The organism is Flavobacteriaceae bacterium HL-DH10, assembly GCA_031826515.1.
In the GTDB taxonomy this organism is placed as follows: domain Bacteria; phylum Bacteroidota; class Bacteroidia; order Flavobacteriales; family Flavobacteriaceae; genus Thalassobellus; species Thalassobellus suaedae.
Map to the genome: position 1 here is coordinate 159,320 of CP134536.1, position 24,715 is coordinate 184,034.

The 24,715-nt window shown below is 32.2% G+C and carries 20 protein-coding genes and 1 pseudogene; 11 read left to right on the forward strand and 10 right to left on the reverse strand.

All coding sequences use genetic code 11. The annotated features are described in order from the left end of the window. The first annotated feature begins 5 nt into the window (after positions 1–5). Positions 6–917 carry a bifunctional molybdenum cofactor biosynthesis protein MoaC/MoaB gene (moaCB, locus tag RHP49_00600; protein ID WNH12773.1) on the forward strand — a complete coding sequence of 304 codons (912 nt, stop codon included), beginning with the start codon at positions 6–8 and terminating at the stop codon, positions 915–917. Further along, a complete protein-coding gene (gene moaA / locus RHP49_00605) occupies positions 918–1,925 on the forward strand; it encodes a GTP 3',8-cyclase MoaA (protein WNH12774.1) in 1,008 nt (335 codons plus the stop codon). 24 nt (positions 1,926–1,949) lie between these two features. Here the strand turns inward: moaA and RHP49_00610 are convergent, their stop codons facing one another. Continuing rightward, positions 1,950–2,423: an Lrp/AsnC family transcriptional regulator gene (locus RHP49_00610; GenBank protein ID WNH12775.1), complete on the reverse strand. Its 474-nt coding sequence runs from the start codon at positions 2,421–2,423 to the stop codon at positions 1,950–1,952. A gap of 184 nt (positions 2,424–2,607) precedes the next feature. Between RHP49_00610 and hisC the strand changes: the two genes are divergently transcribed. From hisC to RHP49_00635, 5 genes are all read left to right on the forward strand, one after another. Beyond that, positions 2,608–3,732 carry a histidinol-phosphate transaminase gene (hisC, locus tag RHP49_00615; GenBank protein ID WNH12776.1) on the forward strand — a complete coding sequence of 375 codons (1,125 nt, stop codon included), beginning with the start codon at positions 2,608–2,610 and terminating at the stop codon, positions 3,730–3,732. A gap of 31 nt (positions 3,733–3,763) precedes the next feature. Beyond that, on the forward strand, positions 3,764–4,927 hold the full coding sequence (locus tag RHP49_00620) for a homogentisate 1,2-dioxygenase (protein WNH12777.1): 1,164 nt from the start codon (positions 3,764–3,766) through the stop codon (positions 4,925–4,927). Between the two features lie 11 nt (positions 4,928–4,938). After that, complete coding sequence (gene hppD / locus RHP49_00625) at positions 4,939–6,105, forward strand: 4-hydroxyphenylpyruvate dioxygenase (GenBank protein ID WNH12778.1); 1,167 nt, start codon at positions 4,939–4,941, stop codon at positions 6,103–6,105. Between the two features lie 9 nt (positions 6,106–6,114). After that, positions 6,115–7,887 (forward strand): aromatic amino acid hydroxylase, encoded by a 1,773-nt coding sequence (locus RHP49_00630; GenBank protein WNH12779.1) that lies wholly within the window; start codon positions 6,115–6,117, stop codon positions 7,885–7,887. A 146-nt stretch (positions 7,888–8,033) separates the two neighbouring features. Next, positions 8,034–8,927, forward strand: coding sequence for a flavin reductase family protein (locus tag RHP49_00635; GenBank protein WNH12780.1), 894 nt, complete (start codon positions 8,034–8,036; stop codon positions 8,925–8,927). Between the two features lie 265 nt (positions 8,928–9,192). Here the strand turns inward: RHP49_00635 and RHP49_00640 are convergent, their stop codons facing one another. The 3 genes from RHP49_00640 to RHP49_00650 all read right to left on the reverse strand — a co-directional run bounded on the left by RHP49_00640 (position 9,193) and on the right by RHP49_00650 (position 15,698). Next, positions 9,193–10,629, reverse strand: a complete 1,437-nt coding sequence (locus tag RHP49_00640; GenBank protein ID WNH12781.1) for a rubredoxin — start codon at positions 10,627–10,629, stop codon at positions 9,193–9,195. Further along, a complete protein-coding gene (locus RHP49_00645; GenBank protein WNH12782.1) occupies positions 10,626–14,147 on the reverse strand; it encodes a molybdopterin-dependent oxidoreductase in 3,522 nt (1,173 codons plus the stop codon). The genes RHP49_00640 and RHP49_00645 overlap by 4 nt, the downstream gene beginning before the upstream one ends. A gap of 126 nt (positions 14,148–14,273) precedes the next feature. After that, complete coding sequence (locus tag RHP49_00650) at positions 14,274–15,698, reverse strand: MFS transporter (protein WNH12783.1); 1,425 nt, start codon at positions 15,696–15,698, stop codon at positions 14,274–14,276. A 293-nt stretch (positions 15,699–15,991) separates the two neighbouring features. Here RHP49_00650 and RHP49_00655 point away from each other — a divergent pair, with 293 nt between their 5' ends. Then, positions 15,992–16,720 carry a hypothetical protein gene (locus RHP49_00655; protein ID WNH12784.1) on the forward strand — a complete coding sequence of 243 codons (729 nt, stop codon included), beginning with the start codon at positions 15,992–15,994 and terminating at the stop codon, positions 16,718–16,720. 338 nt (positions 16,721–17,058) lie between these two features. On the opposite strand, the gene RHP49_00660 is transcribed toward RHP49_00655, so the two are convergent. After that, positions 17,059–18,072 carry an IS110 family transposase gene (locus RHP49_00660; protein ID WNH12785.1) on the reverse strand — a complete coding sequence of 338 codons (1,014 nt, stop codon included), beginning with the start codon at positions 18,070–18,072 and terminating at the stop codon, positions 17,059–17,061. Positions 18,073–18,321: 249 nt separating this feature from the next. Between RHP49_00660 and RHP49_00665 the strand changes: the two genes are divergently transcribed. The 3 genes from RHP49_00665 (at position 18,322) to RHP49_00675 (ending at position 20,310) form a co-directional block, all read left to right on the forward strand. Then, the gene (locus RHP49_00665) at positions 18,322–19,113 is read left to right on the forward strand and encodes a hypothetical protein (protein ID WNH12786.1); all 792 of its coding nucleotides are present in this window, start codon (positions 18,322–18,324) and stop codon (positions 19,111–19,113) included. Positions 19,114–19,282: 169 nt separating this feature from the next. Next, positions 19,283–19,849 carry a PAS domain-containing protein gene (locus RHP49_00670; protein ID WNH12787.1) on the forward strand — a complete coding sequence of 189 codons (567 nt, stop codon included), beginning with the start codon at positions 19,283–19,285 and terminating at the stop codon, positions 19,847–19,849. A gap of 194 nt (positions 19,850–20,043) precedes the next feature. Continuing rightward, entirely contained in the window at positions 20,044–20,310 is a 267-nt protein-coding gene (locus RHP49_00675) for a hypothetical protein (protein ID WNH12788.1), read from the forward strand. A 71-nt stretch (positions 20,311–20,381) separates the two neighbouring features. Here RHP49_00675 and RHP49_00680 read toward each other — a convergent pair whose 3' ends face one another. From RHP49_00680 to nirD, 5 genes and pseudogenes are all read right to left on the reverse strand, one after another. Continuing rightward, the gene (locus RHP49_00680; protein ID WNH12789.1) at positions 20,382–21,047 is read right to left on the reverse strand and encodes a response regulator transcription factor; all 666 of its coding nucleotides are present in this window, start codon (positions 21,045–21,047) and stop codon (positions 20,382–20,384) included. 213 nt (positions 21,048–21,260) lie between these two features. Further along, a complete protein-coding gene (locus tag RHP49_00685) occupies positions 21,261–21,650 on the reverse strand; it encodes a RidA family protein (GenBank protein ID WNH12790.1) in 390 nt (129 codons plus the stop codon). A gap of 92 nt (positions 21,651–21,742) precedes the next feature. Then, positions 21,743–23,557, reverse strand: a complete 1,815-nt coding sequence (locus RHP49_00690; protein WNH12791.1) for a type IV pili methyl-accepting chemotaxis transducer N-terminal domain-containing protein — start codon at positions 23,555–23,557, stop codon at positions 21,743–21,745. 11 nt (positions 23,558–23,568) lie between these two features. After that, positions 23,569–24,152, reverse strand: a pseudogene (locus RHP49_00695) (DUF4202 domain-containing protein). 11 nt (positions 24,153–24,163) lie between these two features. Beyond that, positions 24,164–24,541, reverse strand: a complete 378-nt coding sequence (gene nirD / locus RHP49_00700) for a nitrite reductase small subunit NirD (GenBank protein ID WNH12792.1) — start codon at positions 24,539–24,541, stop codon at positions 24,164–24,166. Between the last annotated feature and the right edge of the window lie 174 nt (positions 24,542–24,715).

A 24,715-nucleotide genomic window follows, 5' to 3' on the forward strand; every position in this document is an offset into this window, starting at 1 on the left:
TTAAAATGGTCGATATCACACATAAAAGTACAACACTAAGAACCGCAGTAGCACAAGCCGTTGTAAAAGTTAGTAAACTAGAAACAATTACTGCCATACAAAATGATACCGTTCCCAAGGGCAACGTATTTGCTATGAGTAAAGCAGCAGGATTGTTAGGTGTAAAACGCACACCAGATATTTTACCTGATTGTCACCCCTTGCCTATTGAATTTACAGGTGTTGAATATGACATAAACGGATTAGAAATCACCGTACTTTTTACCGTAAAAACCATCTACAAAACAGGCGTAGAAGTTGAAGCCATGCATGGTGCTAGCGTTGTAGCTTTAAATATGTATGATATGCTAAAACCTATTGATAAAGGCATAGAAATTCACGCGATAAAACTGCTGAATAAAAAAGGCGGAAAATCGGACTTTAGAGATAAATTCAGAAAAGATTTAACAGCCGTAGTTATTGTTTGTTCTGATACAATTTCGGCAGGACATAAAGAAGATAAAGCAGGAAAAGCTATTATTGAAAAATTAGAATCTTGTGATGTAAAAATCACCGATTACATTATTATTCCTGATGAAATAAAGGATATCCAAGAGAAAGCAAAAAGCTATCAAGAAGCTGGTGTCGATTTAATAATTTATACAGGTGGCACAGGACTTTCTGGACGCGATGTAACTCCAGAAGCTTTATTGCCTTTATTAGACCGAAGAATCCCAGGAATAGAAGAAGCCATCCGTAATTACGGACAAGACAGAACGCCATTTTCTATGCTTTCTAGAAGTGTGGCAGGAACTATAAAAGACACCTTGATATTGGCTTTGCCAGGATCAACCAATGGTGCTAAAGAATCCATGGATGCTATATTTCCATCGGTATTACATATTTTTAGAATTTTAAAAGGTGCGAGACACGATTAAATGGATAATAACAAAAACATATTACAAGATAATTTTGGTAGAGACCACGCCTACCTACGTATTTCATTAATTGAACGCTGCAATTTACGCTGTTCTTATTGTATGCCAGAAGAAGGCGTGCAACTCTCTCCTAAAAGTCATTTAATGACTTACGAGGAAATATATGATATTGCAAAAACCTTTGTAAAACATGGTGTTACTAAAATAAGATTAACAGGTGGCGAACCTTTAATTAGAAAAGATATTCCAATTATTTTAGAAAAATTGGCCACGCTTCCTGTAGAATTATCTATAACGTCTAATGCTGTTATTATTGATAAATTTATTGATATACTAAAAGCTAATAAGGTTAAAAGTATTAACGTGAGTTTAGATTCCTTAGATAAAGAAAAATTTAAACATATTACGCGTCGCGATCAATTTGAAAAAGTTTACAACAATATTTTATTATTAGTAAAAGAAGGTTTCAAAGTAAAATTGAATGCTGTTTTAATGAAAGACTTTAATGATAACGAAATTATTGATTTTATCAACTTCACAAAAGATTTACCAATTTCAGTTCGGTTTATTGAATTCATGCCTTTTGATGGTAATAAATGGGATATGAGCAAAATGGTGTCTTATGCTGAAGTTATGCAGTATGTAAATGCAGCTTTTTCCGAAACGCAAATTGAACGCCTACAAGATGCGCCTAATGACACCTCCAAAAACTATAAAATAAAAGACTACACTGGTAGCTTTGCTATTATAAGTTCGGTTACCAATCCGTTTTGTGATTCTTGCAATAGGTTGCGATTAACTGCTAACGGACAACTAAAAAACTGTTTATTTTCATCTGGAGAATCAGATTTGCTAACCACACTCCGCGCAGGAAAATCTATTGAACCTGTTATTCAAAAAGCAGTTCAAGCAAAATTTAAAATCCGTGGTGGCATGAATACTATTGAAAAACTTCAAGAACCTAAACTACATAGCAAAAATAGAAGCATGATTACGATTGGAGGGTAAAAGGTTAAAATCATTAATTTCTATCTATAGAGAACTTAAATCTAACTTAGTCGTGCATTTTCCCTTTTTAATGGCTATATAACTATGAACGTTACCAAGTTCAGATATTAATGAAAGTTTAGTTTGTACAAATATTTCGTAAGCATCAATATCGGCAAGTACAATTTTTAATAAAAAATCAAAATTTCCAGACACTTGATAACACTCTGTAACTTCCTTAAAATCATTAACTTGATTTAAAAATTTTTGCAAGTAACTACGTGTATGACCTTTCAATTTAACCCCAATAAATATAGTTTGCTTTAAACCAATTTTCCGTTCATTTAATAAAGCAACATACTTATCAATATACCCTTCTTTCTCTAACTTTTTAATTCTTTCAAAAACTGGAGTTGGAGAAAGATTTAATCTTTCAGCTAACTTTTTTGTTGTAATTCTACAATCGTTTTGTAAAATCTCTAATATTTTCAAATCTATTTTGTCTAATCTCGTCTTCATTTAGATAAATATTATGTTAAACAAATATGCTAATTATCAACTAAAGAATAAAAATACATAAAAAACATTATAAATAGATAAATAAACCAAATACTAAACATATAACAGTGAAAAATAACATTTTATGTTGATTGTATATAAATTTGTTAGGGAACAGAATTAATTTTCACACTTAAATTTACCAATGAAAACTATTTCGAAAAGCATAAAATCTCTATTCAAACCTTATTTAACAGTTAAAAACGGTTATAAAGGAGGAAAAGGAATTTCTTCTACAAAAGAAAATCAAAAAACATATAAACTTTCCTCTAATGAAAATCCTATTGGAACTTCTCCTCGTGCTTTACAAGCTATTAAAAATGCATTAAACGATTTACATTTATATCCTGATGCTACAGATATTCGCTTAAGAGAAGAGCTCGTAAAGTCATACAATTACCAATTGGATATAAATCAATTTATTTGTGCTTCAAGCGGATCGGAACTAATAGATTTAATCATTAGAGCCTTCATTAGAGAAGGAGATGAAGTTATTGTCTCTACACCTTGTTTTGTTCCTTATAAAATGTTTTCTACTTGGTCTGGAGCAACCGTTATTGATGTCCCTCTAATTAAAGAAAACTATGCATTAGATGTAAATAATATTATTAACGCCGTTACAAATAAAACTAGAATTATATTTTTAACAAGCCCCAATAACCCAACAGGTTCATACATTTCAAAAAATAAATTTGAATCTTTAATGCAACAACTACCTCCTAATGTTGTGGTTGTTTTTGATGAAGTATATTGGCATTTTGCAGATGCGGAAAATTATGTAAGAGCTTTAAATTATGTTTCAAAATATCCAAATTTAATAGCTATTAATAGCTTTTCAAAAACCTATGGTTTGGCTTCGTTAAGAGTAGGGTATTCATATATGAATATTGAAGTCGCAGCTTATTTAAGACAAATTTGCAAACCTTTTTTAATTACAAAACTATCCTTAGAAGCGGCTATTGCTTCATTAACTGATTTTTCATTTATTAAACAAACTGTTGATACTATTCAATCGGAAAAAATCTATTTAGAAGAACAATTTGATAAACTTGGAATTCAATATTATCCTACTCAAGCCAATTTTTATTTAATAACACCACCAACTACAAGTAATGAATTTGTTCATTTTTTAGCACAAGAAGGGATTGCAATTCGTCCTGTAGACAATTTTGGAGCAGTTGGAAAAGTAAGAATTTCAATTGGAACTAGAGACGCTAATGAAGCATTAGTTAAAGCTTTAAAAAAGCTAAAAATAGTTTCACTTAACTAAAATATATAAATATTAACTAAATAATATACTTATGGCACGTTATCATACTTTAGGGAAGATTCCAAAAAAGCGTCATACTGCTTTTGCAAAAAGCGAAGGAGGTTTGTATCAAGAAGAGCTTTTTGGAACCGCTGGCTTTACAGGAATTTCTTCATTGTTGTATCATATACATCCTCCAACAGTAGTTTCTGAAATCAGAGATTTAGGCTCAATAGCACCAACAATAGCTATTGAAAAAAATATGAAAGCGCTAAGTTTTAAAGGATTTTCTATAAAACCAGAAAAGGATTATTTAGAAAGCAGAAAAACTTTGTTTGTTAACGCCGATTTACATATTGGACTAGCTGCACCCATAGAGTTTTCAAAAGAATATTTCTATAAAAACGCTGATGCTGATGAAATGTTATTTATACATAAAGGCTCAGGAAAGTTAAAAACGTGTTACGGTTTAATTGATTTTAAATATGGTGATTATGTAATAATTCCTAAAGGTGTCATTTATCAAATAGATTTTGATTCTGAAGAAAACAGAATTTTGTATGTAGAATCTTTTGAGCCTATAGTTACTCCAAAAAGATACCGAAACAATTTTGGGCAATTATTAGAACACGCACCTTTTTGTGAACGTGATTTTAAATTGCCAAATAACCTAGAAACTTTTGATGAAAAAGGGGCGTTTAAAATTAAGGTAAAAAAACAAGGAAATATGTGGGAGTACATATATAAAAATCATCCTTTTGACGTCGTTGGATGGGACGGCTTTCATTATCCATTTGCCTTTTCTATTCACGATTTCGAACCTATTACTGGCAGAATTCACATGCCACCTCCAATACATCAAACGTGGGAATCTGCGGGGTTTGTAGTATGCAGCTTTGTACCGAGGTTATACGATTATCATCCAAAATCAATTCCAGCACCATACCATCATTCCAATATAGATTCTGATGAATTATTGTATTACGTTGATGGCGATTTTATGAGTAGAAACAACATTGAATTAGGACAACTAACATTACATCCAGGCGGTGTGCCACACGGACCTCATCCTGGAGCTATAGAAAGAAGTATTGGTAAAAAAGAAACTCAGGAACTAGCTGTCATGATAGATCCTTTTAAACCTTTATCAATTACTGAAGAAGCATTAAAACTCAAAGTAGAAAATTATTATAAATCTTGGAATACAAATAATTAAAAATATAAAACATGTCATCCGAAATAAAAAATTTAAAAGATTTACAAAACACAGAATATTCATTAAAAAAATTATTTGATGATGCAGAAGATTTCCTTCCGTTATTAGGAACCGATTATGTTGAATTATATGTTGGAAATGCAAAGCAATCTGCTCATTTTTATAAAACAGCTTTTGGTTTTCAGTCTGATGCCTATGCAGGTTTAGAAACAGGCATGAAAGACCGTGTTTCTTATGTATTAAAACAAGATAAAATAAGACTGGTTTTAACAACTTCATTAAAAGAAGGAGGTGAAATTAATGAGCATATTAACAAACACGGAGATGGTGTAAAAATAGTTGCTCTTTGGGTTGAAGACGCTACAAAATCTTGGGAAGAAACAACTAAAAGGGGCGCAAAATCTTTTATGGAACCAACACGAGAAGACGATGGTGATAATGGCTATGTTATTCGTTCTGGTATTCATACATACGGAGATACTATTCACCTTTTTGTTGAAAGAAAAAATTATACAGGTGTATTTTTACCAAACTTTAAAAAATGGGAATCTCATTACAACCCAAGTCCTGTAGGTTTAAAATTTATAGACCACATGGTAGGTAATGTAGGCTGGGATGAAATGAATAAATGGTGTGAGTTTTATGCAAAAGTTATGGGGTTTGCACAAATAATTTCTTTTGATGATAAAGATATATCTACAGAATACACGGCTTTAATGAGTAAAGTAATGTCTAACGGTAACGGACGTATAAAATTCCCAATTAATGAACCAGCCGAAGGAAAAAGAAAATCTCAAATTGAAGAATATATCGATTTTTATAATGGTCCAGGTATTCAACATATTGCAGTTGCAACAAATGATATAGTTGCAACAGTTTCAGAAATGAAAAATAGGGGTGTCGAATTTTTATACGTTCCTGAAAACTATTACGACGATTTAATAGAGCGTGTTGGTAACATTGATGAGAATGTTGAAGTTCTAAAAAAACATGGTATTTTAATAGACAGAGATGACGAAGGTTATTTATTGCAATTATTCACAAAACCAGTTGTAGATAGACCAACCATGTTTTTTGAAATAATTCAACGAAAAGGGGCTCAGTCATTTGGTAAAGGAAATTTCAAAGCTTTATTTGAAGCTATTGAAAGAGAGCAAGAAAATAGAGGTACGTTATAATTTTATTTAATGAGTAAAAAATCTGAACATAAATTAAAATTAAACCGTGTAACAAAGAGGTTACCAAATCATTTACGGAAGTTTATTGTAAAACAACCTTACGAAGAATATACAGCACAAAATCATGCTGTATGGAGGTATGTAATGCGTTTAAACATAGACTATTTAAAGAATGCAGCTCATAGTTATTATTTAGAAGGACTAGAAAAAGCAGGCATCTCAACAGATTATATTCCTAAAATGGAAGGAATGAATCGAATCTTAAAAGAAATTGGTTGGGCTGCTGTTTCCGTTGATGGATTTATTCCTCCCAATGCCTTTATGGAATTTCAGGCGTACAACGTATTGGTTATTGCTTCAGATATTAGAACCATAGAACATATAGAATATACGCCTGCACCAGATATTATTCATGAAGCCGCTGGACATGCACCAATCATTGCAAACTCTGAATATGCTGAATATTTAAGACGCTTTGGTGAAATTGGAAGTAAAGCCATATCTTCTGAAAAAGATTATGAAATGTATGAAGCCGTACGGCATTTATCTATTATAAAAGAAGATCCAACAACACCTGCTGAAGACATTGAAAAAGCGACAAAAGTAGTTAACGATCTTCAAAATAATATTGGAGAATTATCTGAAATGGCTCAAATTAGAAATCTACATTGGTGGACTGTAGAATATGGTTTAATTGGCACATTAGAAAACCCAAAAATTTATGGAGCAGGCTTATTATCTTCAATTGGAGAAAGTAAAAATTACTTAAATAAAGACATAAAAAAATTACCGTATTCCATAGAAGCAGCAACAATTAATTTTGATATTACAAAACCCCAACCACAATTATTTGTAACACCAAATTTTGCACATTTAAGTTATGTGCTCGAAAAGTTTGCTAATACAATGGCTTTAAGAAAAGGCGGATTAGAAGGTGTTGAAAAATTAATTCAATCCCAAAATATTGGAACTATAGAATTGAGTACTGGAATTCAAATTTCAGGAAAATTCTCGAACGTAATTAGTCATCAAAATAAACCCATTTATATTCAAACAATTGGCAAAACAGCATTAGCTTCAAGAGATAAAGAATTAATTGGTCACGGAACTAATAATCATTCTGATGGATTTGGAAGTCCTATTGGAAAGTTAGAAGGTATTAATTTAGCAATTGAAGACATGTCTCCAAAAGATTTGGAAGTTTATGGTATTTATGAAGGACTTACTACCGAATTAATTTTTGAAGGCGGAATTAAAGTTATTGGACAAATTATAACAGGGAAAAGAGATTTACAAGGTAAAATTTTATTAATTTCTTTTAAAAATTGTACCGTAACTTACAACGATGACGTTTTATTTAAACCTGAATGGGGCATTTATGATATGGCTGTTGGAAAGGAAATAAGTTCTGCATTTTCAGGACCAGCTTCAAACGAATCTTTTGAGAATCTTTATAAAGTTCCAAAAGAAAAAACACATAAAATTTCCTACTCCAAAGAAGATAAAAAATTGTATTCTTTTTATTCTGAGATTAGGAAAATTAGAGAATCGAATTCGTTAGACTTAAATAAAATTGAAAAAATATTTAACGAGGTATCTATTGAATATCCTGAAGAATGGTTGTTATTACTTGAAATTTACGAGTTAGTGAATACTTTTAAGAATGATTTTTCTAATAAAGTTCTAAACAAACTTAAAGCGTTAAAAACAAATAAAAAATACAAAAAACTAGTTGAAGACGGCATTAATTTACTGTCTAAAAACACCATTAAACAACAATAAAAACTTGTATTTTTAAAAAAGTTAAACTTGAATGAGATTATTATTATTGAAGATTTTTACATTGTAATTAGGAGAGGTTATTGTAAAAAAGATGATATAACAATAGGTTTCTGAGAAGTATAATCTCAAATATTGCCCACAAAATTATGAAAAACAGTATATCAATAGATCCAAACACACTTTCTACAAAGAAGTTACATAGCATTTTATTATCAGCTGTAGCCCCAAGACCTATAGCTTTGGCAAGTACTGTAAATAATAAAGGTATAGTGAATTTGAGTCCATTTAGTTTTTTTAATGTATTTAGTGCAAATCCTCCTATTTTAATTTTTTCTCCAGCTCGCAGAGTAAGAGATAATACAACAAAACATACTTTAGAAAACGTTGAAAACACAAAAGAAGTAGTCATTAATATTGTAAACTTTCCTATAGTTGAGCAAGTTTCATTATCAAGTACAGAATACGAGGAAGGCGTAAATGAATTTATAAAATCTGGATTAACTGAAGTTCCTTCAGAAAAAATTAAACCGCCAAGAGTACAAGAATCTCCAATTTCTTTTGAATGTGTAGTAGATAACATTATTCATTTAGGACATGAGGGTGGCGCTGGTAATCTAGTTATTTGTAAGGTTGTTCAAATTCATATAAATAATGAATATCTAGATGCTGATGACAATATTGATACAAAAAAATTAGACTTAGTAGCTCGATTAGGAGCAAATTGGTATACCCGAATTACTGAAGAATCGTTGTTTGAAATACCAAAACCAATTTTTACAAAAGGCATTGGCGTTGATAAACTACCAAAGCATATTTTTTCAACAAGTGTTTTATCAGGAAATAATATTGGCAGACTAGGAAACTATAAAGGCATTCCAACAACTCAAGAAATTGAAGAAAGCAAAATTTTACCCGAAGTGGTTAAAGTACTTTCTATTAAAGATAATCAAGAAAAATTAGAAGCTCTACATAAAATAGTTAAGCTTCATTTAGAAAATGATAATTTAGATATAGCAATAAAAATATTATTCTGCTTATAATACCTAGTTTTTATAAAACACTATTTCAACCACAGCTTAAAATTAGCTAATAACACAAACCTATTTTATATATAGAAACCTATTTTTTATTAATCTCAAATGAAATAATTATACGAGTTATTTTGCTTGTCTTAAATTGGATAAATTAGTTCTTTCTAAAAAATAAATGAATTTGTTATTTAAAATTACTTCCTATAAAATATGCAGATGGTTAACAATAATTTGTTTTGTTAATTTATCATCATAATTTTTATTCCCTTTATTTTTAATGTTTAACCAAAACCTTCTTTTCAAAACTACTTTTTGGGGCTTCGCAAAGTGAACATTCATAGGTTTCCGAAAGGCTTTCAAAAGGTGTAAATGGTTCTATATTTTGGGTAATATCTCCGTAAGTTTCATTATAAATGGTTAAACAATCTTTACATTGATACACCTCTTCTTCTATAGCATCCTTATTAACTTCTAGTACTTTTTCTTCTGTGTTTTCAGTTCCTAATTGTTCAAAATATAACTGACTAAGCTCCATCAATAACCCAGGTAATTCGACCTTATCTACATCTTGCACATGCATAACATACTCTCGTGTATTCGGATCGAAATTCTTAGCATACAAGAGGTTATAAGTATCCCTAATAATAAAATCGCCCAAAGCTTCTGGTTGTTTATTTTTTTCAATAACTACCGATGTGAAATTATAGGTATCGCTTCCGTAATTGGAAATACCAAAGGTTAACCCATAGGTACTAATATCGTTCTGGTCAAAATTAGTTACCAAATATTTTTTTAAGCTTAAAGCGTCTTTGTCGTTAACGGGTAAATGCCAATTTAGTTCTAGCATAGAATGACGTACATTTATACCATATCTGCCTAAAAACTTCTCCCAATGTATTTTAGAGTCTATTGGAATTCCTTTAACTATAAATGATTTCCAAGGCGTTATCGATATTTTACCAATTTTACTCTCTGCACATAATTCGCACATGGCTTTTAAAAAGGATAAATCGTATCTGTTGTTTCTCCAATAGAGACCCAACCAATATTTATCCATAGCGATTCTGTTCATGCCTTCATAATATGGAAATGGGTAAAACGGGACTTCTAAAGGTTTATCAACTGTTCTATTATTTGTATCGATAGCATCACTTACTAAATCGAAAATAGTTTCGATGGTTTCAGGTTCTTCTTGCAAAATATTCTCAATAGCAAGCTCTATTTTATCCATATCCCAACTATAAATTAGTGCCGGATACATTTCTGTTTTTTTCCATTCTGGAAGTCGGATATACAGATACCAATAATCTTCATGTTCTGAAGCTATAAAATTAATATGTCCCGTAAATAAAGGCACTAAACGCTGTTTGGGATCGGTAATATTTAATCTTAATTTAAGTTTATGCTTAAATTGTTCTATGATATATAAATATCTATCACTGGTAAGCCATGATGTGCTTGGTAAAATATCTGCCGACACATAAGATGAGGCTATATTTTCTACACCATCTCTTTTTGGTTTAATAAACTGAATTTTATCAAATTGACTAAACTTAGTTTCATCAATATCTTCTGGAAATATAATATCCTGTCGAGAACCAAAAGATATGGCATCTAAACCTAAACTTTCTGCTGCTTCACATATATATTTGAGCTCGCCAGGAGATAATACACCTCCATTTATTAGTAATCTATAAGGTTCTTTTATCATGCCAATACTTTTGTATTATTCAATATTTCTCGAACTTCTGTTTTACAACTTCCGCAACCTAAACCTGCTCCTGTTTTATTACAAAGCGCTGTAAAATCGGTGCAACCATCTTTAATAGTTTCTTCAATATTACCAGCTCCTACCTGACTGCAAGAACATACTAATTTACCTAAAACAGGTACGTCGTTTGAAGCACCTCGCAATAAGGTATTTCGTTTATCAGACATTTCTATTTTACTCTCAATCATCGTTTTAAATTCGGCAAATTCGTTTTTATCGCCCATTAAAACGGCTCCAATTAAAAGATCATCTTTTACAATACATTTTTTATAGTAACGCTTTTTAATATCGGTAAAAATAACTTCCTCATAGCTATCATCATTTTCAGGCACATTAATCTCTCCAATACTACAAAGGTTAAGATCGTTGAATTTTAAAATATTCATTAACACCGATCCGTGATACGAACAACTAATATCGCCAGCAATAAAATTTGCTAAAATATTAGCTTGCTGTTCTGCTGCCGATGTAATTCCGAATAATTGATTATTATATTCTGCTATTTCTCCGATAGCAAAAATATCTGGATGTGACGATTGTAAATGTTGATTTACTTTAACACCACGACTACAATCAATACCATTCTCTCTTGCTATCTCGATATTAGGAATGGTTCCAATGGCATAAACAATTGCATTCGCCGTAATTAATTTTCCACTTTTAAGTGTAATGTTTAATTCGCCTGTATCATCATCATCAAACACGGTGCTTACTTCATTATCAAAATAAATTTGAATACCACGCTCTTGTACATCTAAAGCTAGCAATTTACTAGAAACCTTATCTAATTGACGCTCCATTAATCGTGATGCACGCTGAATGATCGTAATTTTTACATTTTTATGCTTCATAGCAGCAGCCAACTCTAATCCTAATAAACCACCACCTACAATAGCAACATGTTGTTCTTCTGGAGGTAATCCTGTAGCATCTAAATAAGATTTAAAGGCATCAGCATCACTTTTATTTCGCATCGTAAACCTACCTGGTAAATCTATTTGAACATCCTTTGGAATAAAGGCTCGACTACCTGTAGCTAGAATGAGTTTATCAAACGAGTATGCTTCACCATCACTAGCGGTTACTACTTTGTTTTCTTTATCTATTTTAGTAATAAGCGTTTCAGGGTGTACCGTAATATTAAGTTTATTTAACTCTACTTTCTTTATTTTAAGAAGCTGCTCCCAGGTTAATTCCTCGGTAACATATTCTGGTAATAAAACTCGGTTATAAAACAAATTAGGCTCTTTAGAAAATACATGAATTTCATCCACTTCATTATACTCTCTATAATTTTGTACAAACCTAAAAGCTGCCGCACCTGCACCTGCAATAATTATTTTTTCTGCTTTCTTTTTATATTTTGAAACCGAAACTGTCGTGAACTTAAAATCGGGTTCTTTCGACTGCGGATCTATATGTGTATTGGTTAAATTATTCGTTCTATTTAAATCACTTTGCAATTGTTTCCCCCAATGCATAGGTAAAAACACGACGCCTTTTTTTATAGCATCAGTAACTTTAGCACGTACCCTAACAACACCATTAGCACTTTTAATTTCTGAAATATTGCCATCTTTTATCTTATTTAAATAAGCATCCACAGGGTTTATTTCTAAAACTGGTGTTGGATAATGTGTTTTTAAACGCGAAACCTTTCCTGTTTTAGTCATAGTGTGCCATTGATCTCGCACACGACCTGTTGTTAAAATTAAAGGATACTCGCCATTTGGTTGCACCGATGTATTCTTAATAGTTTTTGCAACATTAAAAATGGCTTTTTGCGAAGGCGTATAAAACTTTTTATCTTCAAATAATCTTGGAGTTCCGCTATGTCTATATTCGGGCACTGGCCATTGAAAAGTACCTTCATGCTTTAATCTATAATAGTTTAAAAAAGACACATCAATTTTTGTCCCTTTTGTCATAGACGCATACTCATCATAAATCTCTTCGGCACTGTTATAGTTAAAACCTCTAAACCCCATACGTTGCGCAAAATCACAAAATATCTCGACATCTGGTCTGGCTTCACCTGGTGCATTAATTTCTTTAGGTAAGTATGAAATACGTCTTTCAGAATTTGTCATAGTCCCTTCCTTCTCTAACCAACCGGCAGCAGGAAGTACTAAATCGGCATACTCAAGAGTATCTGCTTTATGCGAAATATCTTGAACTACCACAAACTTAGCGTTTTTCATGGCACGCTCAATTTGATGTGTATTTGGCAAGCTAACTAACGGATTAGTACAAGCAATCCAAACGGCTTTAAGTTTTCCGCTTTCAAGTGCTTCAAACATTTCGGTAGCTGTTAAACCTGGTTTTGGAGAAATACTATCTACACCCCAAAACTGAGCCACTTCACGTCGATGTTCTTCATTTTGCAAATCTTTATGAACCGCTAATAAATTTGCCATTCCTCCTACTTCGCGACCACCCATAGCATTAGGCTGTCCAGTTAATGAAAAAGGTCCGGATCCTGGTTTTCCAACTTGTCCCGTAATTAACGACAAATTTAGAAGCGCTGTATTTTTATCGGTTCCCACCACACTCTGGTTAAGTCCCATAGCCCACATACTAATAAAACCCTTTGAAAGTCCGATAGTATCTGCTGCTTTTCTTATTTCTTTTTCAGAAACGCCACATAATTTTGATGCTTCTTTTAAGGACGTTCCAAAAATCTGTTCTTTATAATCACTAAAACCTTCAGTATGCTTTTTAATAAATGCTTCATCAATTAAACCACGCTTATATAAACAACGTGCGATAGCATTATAAAGAATAACATCGGTTCCTGGAAGAATTTGAAGGTGGATATCTGCAAAGTTAGCTGTATCCGTTTTTCGTGGATCTACAACTATAATTTTAACATCAGGGTTCTTTTCTTTATGCTGCTCGATGCGTCTAAAAAGAATAGGATGACACCAAGCTGGGTTAGCCCCAGTAATTAAAAAACAATCTGCCAACTCTATATCTGCATACGAGATAGGCACACTATCTTCCCCAAATGTTTTTTTATAACCAACCACTGCCGAACTCATACACAAGCGTGAATTGGTATCTATATTATTGGTTCCTATAAACCCTTTTGTAAGTTTATTAGCAATATAATATTCTTCAGTTAAACTTTGTCCAGACACATAAAATGCCACACTATCTGGTCCATGTTTTTTAATAATAGATTTAAAAACGCTCGCAGCTCTGTCTAAGGCATCGTCCCAACTTACACGCTCACGCGGATGCGAACGACTCCATCGCATTTCTGGATATAAAATTCTATCAGACGTGTCATTTACAACATAATGCAAATTCATTCCCTTAGAACATAGCATGCCTTTGTTTACCGGATGGTCTTTATCGCCTTCTACTAAAACCTTATTATTATGGTCTTTTTTAACAATAATACCACATCCAACTCCACAATAAGAGCATGTTGTTTTTACTTCATTTTTAGACATTTACACCTGCGTTTTACACGAATTAAAAAAATATTATAATACCAAACAAGTATCTATACTTACTATTCTCAATACTCTAATAAAGCTAACATAAATCATTAAATTGATAAAATTTAATAGCAAAAATTAACTTTTTACTTTTATAGGTTGAAGGTCTCCTGTTAAAGATTCACTAACTGAAGGCACCTCTTCATCTTCTGAAGAAAATTTAATTGCTAAAGCTAAAAACCCTGTGGCTATTACAACAAAACCAATAATAAAATAGCCTTGTGACACTGCTGAAGATGATGCTGCAGACTGTGCTACTTTTAAAGCATGATCGCCTAAACCTTCATTAGCTACTATGGCTGCTTTTTCTGCTAAAGCCGATTTAGATTTTAATAAAAAAGCCGCTAAAAAAGCCCCTACATTACCACCTGCTCCAACAATTCCTGAAACAGACCCAATGGCCTTTTTGTTTATAAATGGCACGACTGAAAATGTTGCGCCTTCTGCCATTTGAACCGATAAGCTAAAAAGAATTAAAAATACAACCCCTACAATAATACTTGTGGTAGTCGAAAAAGTAACCAACATGATACCTTGTAATGTTAAAATGAATGATAAAAATAATACACGGCCTCGTAACCCTTTTAATTTCCCGAATTTATCACCAAAAAAACCACCTAATGTACGCGCAAAAATATTCATTAAAGCGAATGATAACACGATGTTCCCTGCTGTTAATCGTTCTAATTGAAACGTATTTTGAAGATAATCATCCATAGTACCATATACGGTAAGTTCGATACCAAAACTAGCTGCATAGACAACAAATAAAATCCAGATTCTATAATCTTTAATAACTTCTAAAAAACCAACTTGATCCTTTTTGGTAGCTACCATTTCTCCAGCAGCTTTTAACTCATTAAAATTACCTTTTGGAGTATCTTGAGTAAAGAAAAAATAAACCAAGCCCATTAAAAAACAAATAACACCTGCAATAACCATAGAATATCTCCAAGCTTCGGTATCTGCAATACCAAAACTCACTACTGCTGCAGCAATTAAAGGCATCCCTAAACGATTAGCACCACCACCAAGATTTCCCCATCCAGCAGATGTTGCATTGGCAGTACCTACAATATTTGGTGCAAACATTAAAGACGTATGCACTTGTGTAATTACAAACGAGGCTCCAATAAAACCTATAAATAATCTACATATTAAAAACTGAAGCGGTGTTTGTACCAATCCGCACAAAATAACAGGAATAGCACCTATTATTAGCAACCATGTATAACATAATCTCGGGCCATATTTATCGCATAATTTACCAATAAGTAAACGTGCAAATACAGTTCCTGAAACTGCGAGAATAATGGAATTCCATTTTTGATCTGGGGTTAACCCCAAGTCTCTAACAACATCTGGCATAAAGGGTACAATACCAAACCATGCGAAGAAACACATGAAAAACGAAATAGAGGTTATCCAAAACGTACGTATTGAAACATCTTTAAAATTGAATAAATTTAATTTTGTGGCTTTAACTGCGTCTATATTTATCATAACTAAGTATTATTATAGCGACAAAATTAAGTATAAATACTTAATTTTGGAGTATAAAAATACGTATTTTACGTAAAAATGTAATATTGTTAATTATGAAATAAAGATTTTGAGGATTTAATAAAATGATGGAAATATTAAAAGTTTTTTATTAGAATACATAAAAATTCTGACATACCATATTGATTTTAAAATGAAAAAACCATTATAAATGTAGGTATTTAACTATATTTGATTATATCAATAATACAGATAAACATACTAGTGTGTTTATTTAAGTGTTAGGCAAAATTATGAAACAGAAACTTCCAATATTTTTAATAATCCTGTTTTTGACTTTTAGTTGTGTTCAAAAAAAAGAAAATCGGAAAAAGACGAATGAATTAGATGTTGGAATAAAAGAAAAAATAATTACAAAAAAAGAACAATTTCAGAACAGTTTTAAAATTGACACTTCTCTGACTAAAAAAATTGCATTTGATTTTATAAAAGTTTCAAACTCTTTAAAAACAGATAGCATTTTGTCAATCTGTAATTGTGACAAAGACAAAAAAACCAATACAATTAAAATACAACTTGAAACAGGAATTCCAATTAAAAAAGATTTAGACACAATAAGTGAAAGCTCAAATAAAAAATGGAATACTGTATTACAAACAAGAGATTTAGGTTATTTAAAAGAATTAAAAGGTCAATTTAAATTTTTGAACATAATCTTAAAGGACTGTTTAGTCAAGAGTATAAACTTATATTCTAAATCAACTGCAAAAGAATATAATGGGAATGATTTTGACTCATTATCAATTGAAAGATACAAAATAAACATCTCTAAATTTAACTATTCAATAGCTTCTGATATTTATGGAGAATTTGAATTTAGGTTAAATAAAGAGTTTGGGCTTTTCAAAAATGACACAATCTTAAAAGGTCGTTTTCTATGTAATAATTGGAGAATTTGGGAAAGCGAAAAAATCAAAAATTGGAATATTAATAAACAGTCAAAAGAAACGAGCATTGAATAAAAAACTTTGCCTAACACCGTATCCTATGAAAAGCACTAGCCTAGTTCTCCAAAGTTATTATTTATTTTTTAATTATCTCATAATGATGACTCTGTGGTGTTGAAATGTTGATAATTCCGATAGGATTATCAACATTTCAATGGCATTTAAATAACTTGCTCCGCATCCTATATGTGATCCATTCTAAAACATGATGGTCACCAGCATCTGTATGATTATAAGTTATAATAAACCTGTCCACTTGCTAAAAATGTGTGATACCTAATAATTTGGTTCACCTACGGTGTTTTGTGATACAGGTTTTGCTACTTCTTTGTGAGCTCTGTTATTGGTTTATATTATTCTATCACTCCAATGGTATATGGTATTTCTGTTTTTATAACGGCTAAGGTTCTACTCAATAATTTACGAGCTATCTTTACAATGATGCTCTTAACATTTTTTCCTACGTGTTTACGATAATAAGCTTGCATCACAGGGTCGGTTCGTATGGCTTGCCATGAGGCTTCTATAAAATAACTCCGCATTAAGCGGTGAGCGCGCATAGTAATACCTGTATGCCTTTGGTTATCGCCACTTTGGTGTATCCCTGGTGCCAGACCAACATAGCCAGCCAAATGTTTTATATTGTTAAAGCGGCGCAAATCTCCCAATTCACAAATAATCCCACAAGCGACGATACCTCCTATTCCTGGAATACTCCGTAAAAGATAATAGTCCTTTTTGTAATGCTTACGGCAATAAGCCCGTAGCTTTGAAGAAACATCTCTTAGCTCTTTATCTATAAATCTAAAACTGCGCATTCTACTATCAAGTGTCTCGCGGGCTGTCGGATGACTGAAAATAATAGCGTCTATCCAAGCTCTAAAGTCATGACTCCAATGGTCATTATCAAAGGATTCGGGAACCCTTACTCCAAAATAGAGCAGCTGCATTTTTATATAACTCTTTACCCGCCTAAAATCCTTAACCAAATCATTACGTCTTCTAAAAAGACTTCGCAGTTGCTCACGCTCTACTTCTGGAATATGGATGCTCTCCAACCTTCCGTCTTTGAGTTCTCGTGCTATCAGTTGAGCATCAATCTTATCGGTCTTTGTGAAGCGTTCTTTTCCTTTTCGGTGAATGTCTGCTGGATTGACAACTAACGAGCTCCAACCAAAACCCTCAAAGCTACGATGGGCATAATAACCACAACAACCCGCTTCGTAAGCGATAGAGACTTCATAGCTAGGAAAATGGGTGTGAACATATACCTCTAAAACCTTTGGTTCTGGGGGGCATGGTAAAAGATTTTCCGGAAAATAGATCCGTGGCACAATGAACTTTCCAGCTTCTCTTGTGTATGTCAATTCCTATGTATAACTTTGGTTGAGCAGTTTGTTCAGGTTTCATATCTTAATTGTTTTGGTGAACTTTAAAGATACTGGACTTTCTGCTTTTTCATGGATGCTAAAATTAATTACTAGTTCGAGCTTGCTTACGAAAATCCTCACGGATTTTCTATTCAGTTTGTATTTGCTAAATTAGGTGCTTAAAACACGCAACTATTCTTATACATCAACGCTGGCAAACATTAAAGAAAGTAATAAATGAATATTATGATAAAATTAAAACCTAAACCCACACAAATTCTAATATCCTTTTTATTATTATTCAACTTTGCCCAGACTCAAAATGACTCAATTGAGAACATTTCCGTTCTGTGGAACAAAGTAGAAGCTTATACGTCCACTATAGTAGTCCTTCCAGATATTTATGAATCAACAAAAGCTCATACGCTTGTTATTGGGCTTCATGGATATGGAGCTACTGCAAAAAGTTTCTTAAGTCTGAGCAAACCATTTACTGATGCAGGGTTTATATATGCATCACCAGAAGCACCCTATCCTGTAATACACTGGGATAAAACACTGGGTTATGAATGGTTTCTGTATGATCTTCCGCGACTAAACTTACTCGAAAGACCGGCAACTAAAATTGAAAAAGCAGCTATGCGTTTAACGACTGAGCAAATGATGGGTCAGGTAATTAGTGATTTAAAGAAGAAATATAAAATCGGCAAAATATACATTGCCGGTATGTCTCAGGGTGGAATAATCACCTATCTATCGGGAATCCATTACCCTGAGAAAATTGATGGTATGATTATTTTTGGTTCGGTTGTAATGGAAGACTGGTTGGGTAATGATGACATTGAAGATGGAAAAACTGTGAGGTCACTAATTATCCATGGAAATAAAGACGAAGCGGTGCCCATAAAATATGCTGAAGATAGTCGTGACCTACTACTTGAACACGGATATGATGTAATCTTTAAGGAGTTTGACGGAGGACATACAGTACCAATGCACCTAATGGATTTTGTAATTGATTGGATTAACAAAGAATGAAACCAGTAAAAACGTTTTGCCAACAAAGTCTAAAAATAATGCTAAATTTAAGTGCTTAATCAAAGGTTAGTGCCCTTTTGGTCACTCTGATTTTCCTGCGGAAAATCCTCGGACACAAAACCGCACTATTCTTATACGTAACCGTTTCTACAATATTGAAAACACTATTATGAAAAATAACCTTGCTGATATGATGTGCTTAGACATCTATTTATCCAGTCTTACAAACGAAGAATATGAAAAAATAAAACATAAAATCGGAACACCAAAATCCAAGCCTATGCCATTATTAAGTTGGGATATTTATATGGAAGGTTTTCAAAAGAGAATAATTGAAGCAAAAAAAGAAATGGAATTGAAACAAGTACTTTCTTTGTCCAAAAAGTTCAATTGGAAAAACGACCTTAATATGGTTTTTTCTGAAAATAACTACGAAGCACTAATTATTACCGACAAACATCAAAACATTATTTGGGTAAACGATGGTTTTACTTCTATGACAGGGTATTCAAGAAAATTTGCGATAAACAAAACACCTAAATTTTTGCAAGGAGAAAAAACATCTTTCGAAACCAAAAGCAGAATAAGGGCAAAAATTGCCAACAATAAGCCGTTTAAAGAAATTATTGTTAACTACAAAAAAGACCGAACAATCTATAATTGTGAAGTTAAAATAATTCCATTGCATAATGAAAGTACTACTCACTTCATAGCCTTTGAAAAAGAGGTTGTGTAAAATACTGTAACCAATAATGGCTATAATTCATTGCGGTTGAATTCCTTATCGGAATTCAACGCTTATTTACTAACTTTCGGCTACGGCGGTAAGAATACTGCAGATTTTCCACAACGAAATCATTACCGAGACCGTTGATAATAATTTAAACGCAACCTTTTATAGATTAAAGTATCTTAAAAGAAAAGAATCAAATGAAAAAAATAAACCTATTATTAATCGCATTGATTATCATTTTACAAAGTTGCAATAATGATTGTAACAAACTTTGTTTCACCCCTCCTAGCAGCTTTCAGTTTGAAGTAGTTGATAAGACAAGTGGTGAAAATTTATTCAGAAATGGAACTTATGAGTCAGGAGACATAAAAATAACTGACAACTTAAATAATAATGAGCCAGTAGAATTCACATTCATTTCAGAAAATAATAAATATTTTATGGGCATGGACAAAATAGTTTGATATGAAGCAAATTCTATAAATAGAATTTATCAAAAAATAGACATAAGAAGAACCGCAAATTAAAAACCTTCCTAAATCAACCCGTACTCCTTAGCCTTATTAGAAAGCTCCATAATATTCTTAACTTCTAGTTTTTTCATTAAGTTAAAACGGTGTACTTCAGCAGTACGCTTACTTATTTGAAGTTCTTCGGCTATATCTTTATTATTTTTTAATTGCAGTACTAAATTAAGTATTTGTTTTTCGCGTTTGGTTAATTTAAAGGGAGCGTCAATAACTTCTTTTTTAGGTGCCACTGCGGTATTGGTATTGCCATTTACAAAGTTATTCATGATGATGGCAGTAACATCGCCAGTAAAATATTTACCTCCAGAAGCTACTTTAGTTAAGGCTTTAATAAACTCCTCTTTACTGGCACCTTTAAGCAAATAACCATCGGCTCCTGCTTGAATAGCTTGTACTACGTATTCTTCGGAATCATGCATAGAAAGGACCAAGGTTCTTACATCTGGATATAATTTAGTCATTTCTGTAACCACTTCAATCCCATTCATTTCTGGCATACGGATATCAACAATTAAAACATCTGGTTTATTATTTTTAATAACCTCAAGCGCTTCTTTTCCATTTGAAGCCTCATCTATAACAACAATCCCAGATTGATCTTCTAAAAGTGCCTTTATACCATCTCTTACTAAAACATGGTCATCAGCTAATACTACATTGATAATATCCATAACATATATTTATAAGTACAAAAATAATGATTTTAAGTAATACTACGTAATTTCACTCAAAAAAGCATCTTTGTTTTGTGTTTCAAGTCATTTCGATTATAGCAAGACATCGCATCATATGAATCATGATTAGCTTCTTTGTTTTGTGATGTCTCAATCGTTCCTCATTTCTACATGACTAAAAAACATCGTTATTACAGCAAAGACATAATACTAAGTATTTGATGATTTCAATGCCGTTACTTGAATTTCAATTTTCATTTTTTCATCTGCAAGTCCTGCTGCAAACATAGTCGCAGCTGGTTTAATTTTTCCAAAGTATTTTTTTAATACTGGCCAGCAATCCTTAAACTCATTAGCATTTGGCAAAATATAAGTAACCCTGACGATATCTGACAAGTTTGCTCCTACTTCTTCAAGTGTATTTTTTATATTAATTAAACATTGTTCTGTTTGTAAAACAATATCATTACTAATAGACATATCTTCATAATTATAGCCCGTAGTTCCTGAAACAAACACCCAATTATCTTGAACAACAGCTCTTGAATACCCTATATTTTCTTCAAAAGAGGAACCAGAACTAATTAATTTTCTACTCATTTAATCTTCTTGTTAATTATGCCTAAGTTTCTTTTAATGTGATCACTCAATCGCACCTCATTTCGACATGACTACAAACACTTAATAGACGTTTAAACCAAAGGAATATTTAAAGTAACACGCGTACCTTTATCTATTTCAGAATTAAGAAAAAGTCGGCCATCTATATATTTAATACGCTCTCGCATAAAGGTCATTCCCATACCACCATCACCGTTTTTAATATTCTTAACCTTTGTTGGGTCAAAGCCTTTACCATTATCGTCAATTACAATACTAAGCATCTTTTCACTATGCGATAAGGATACTAAAATATGTGTAGAATCGGCATATTTAATAGCATTATTGATAGCTTCTTGAGTAATTCTATAAATATTAATTTCAACTAAGGACTCCAAACGTTCATTAAAATCTGTTTTATTAAAAAATACAATGTCCTTATTTGTTAGCTTCGATAATTCTTGGGTAAGCTTTGTTATTGCCGGAACAATTCCATGATCTGATAATTCTGGAGGTGTTAAATTAAAAGTCGCTGTTCTTACACCTTTAATAATATTAGTAGTAAGTTCTTTTAAATATTCTATTTTTACAGTGGCTTTTTCAACATCCTTGGCGTCTATACTCTCAAGATTATATTTTAAACCTGTAAGCATCTGACCAATACCATCATGCACATCTTTAGCAATGCGATTTTGTTCCTTTTCTTGGTTTTCAATAATCTTACTTGAGATTATTTTTTGCTGACTCATTTTCTCTTCAAAACTCTTTTCTGTAAGACGCTCTATTTCAATTTGAGCTGCCTTTCGAACGGTTATATCGGAAGCTATAATTAATAATTCCGACTTATCATCTGTAGGATTAAAAGGAATAATAGACATTTCTAACCAAACATCTACATCGTCTTTAGTTGTCCCCTTTACTTCACCTTGCCAACCTGTTTTTTTATATTTTGAAACGATATCATCTATAATCAATTGCTCCTTTTCATGAATAGAAAGCACTTGAGAGAAGTTTAAACTTCCACTAAACTTACTATATTTAAAAAGACGTGAAAATCGTTTTCCCATGTGTACCAACTCTCCATTTTGATTGGTTCTTGCAAATAGCAAGGTTTCATCCATAGCTTGACTTAAAGCACGTAATTCTTTTATTGACTTTTCTTTTGCAATGCTTAATTCATCCGCATCAATAGCCATTTTTTTAGCATGCTTTTCAGCTGTTAATAGCTCTGCAAGAGTTGATCTAACTGTTTTTGCTGTAGGCCAAAAAATAAATAAAAATTCACCTAGTAATATTAATAAAGTAAGTGCAGTAAGTAAAATTTCTAACTTCCTTAACCAACTTACTTTTTCATCGGCTTCCAAATCATATTGATTTACAATTTGGTCCATCATTAAAAGAAAATCACCTTCATGACTTCTTACGGTTTTAATATCACCTATAAATGACGATAAAGGTAATGGCGGAACATTTTCAATCTTTTTTATAATAGCATTTGAAGCCTTACTAATAGTATCGAAGGTTGGGTTTAATACTTTAAATTTATTAATAACTATCGTACTATTTTTTCCAGGCAAACCTAAACTGTCATCTCCTTTTTGAAGCGCATTATGAGATAACTCCCAAAGGTTTAAAGTTTGCTTAATATTGTTTTTAAGCACGATACGTGCTTCTAAATTTTCCTCGGTAGAAAGTGCAACAATATCTTTTGTTAATTTCTGACTCAGCATTCGTTGCCTACCAGCCACATTAATTACTGTAGAATCGCTTTGCTGATCGTTAAGGTGATTTCGTATAAGTATTTGACTTAAAATTACAGAAAGGGCAATAGTACTTAAAGCAATAATATACAAACGGCTTAACTTATCAAAGGTACTTTGATCTAATGAATTGCCGCCTTTTGTCATACTTATAAAATTTAAGAAATGGCTTGTTTAATTAGTGATAAACTTTTGTCTGAATAAGGAAGTTTTAAAGCCTCTTCATGTCCTTTATCAGACATTTTAACCCATGTTTTTTGAAGAATATCAATCACCTTTTCATCTTCATGTTTTGCAGCAAATTCTTCAAAATAATAATCTAAAAACACCAAACAAATAACATCTTCTATCATTTGGCTTTCTTCATTTTTCTTAATTAATTTCTTATTGATTAACAGCGACACTCTATCAATAAATTCTTTGTCATAACCAACCTGATTTAGAATTTCGGCAGTTATCTCAGCATGCATTTTTTTTAAGGTTTCACGCCATTTTAAATAGCCAACCCTATCCATAGGATAGTCTTTTCTAGCTATTTTCCAACGACAAATATGTTGAGCGCGTGCTGCTATTCGAAGGGCTTTAGAGGCATTCGGATTAAACTGTAATAGTTTTCTTGACATCCGTTGCGCATACAATAATTCTTTAGGATACTCGATACCAAAAACCTCATACGTATTAGGGTCTTCAGAATTTTTTTATCTATTAATGCTATAGCAGTTTCAAATCGTGTCGGCTTCATATTTTTGTGTATTAATCTGAAAAGCCAATATACACATTTCCGCTTTCAATTTTAACAGGATACACAGCAATTTTTAAATCTTCTCCACCTAAATTCTTTCCATCTTCTAACGAAAAGTTCTTTTTATGCATAGGACACGCCACTTTGGCAACACCATCTTTATCACCAATCATTCCTAACGATAAAACCATTTCCATTTTATGCGGACATAAATTTTGACACGCATACCATTTGCCTTCTCTAGCAAAATTATATACCGCTATTTGTTTGGTTTTGTACTTTACACATGCCCCACTATTCTCTGGAAAATCAGCTATTTGTCCAACATTAAACCAATTTGTTACATGCGCTTCAGTAACCGTTTCGTATTGTTTTAGTATATCTTGCATATCTATTCTTTTTGTTGATTATTTTGGGCGTTACCACAAGGGTCGGGCTTTCCGTTACAATCTTTTTTGTGTTCTATCCTTCGACTGCGCTCAGGGTGACACAAAAAAAGGATTTCCACTGCAATCCCTAACGCGGTTTAGTCAGCAGTTTTCAGTCTTCAGTTAGCAGTCAAA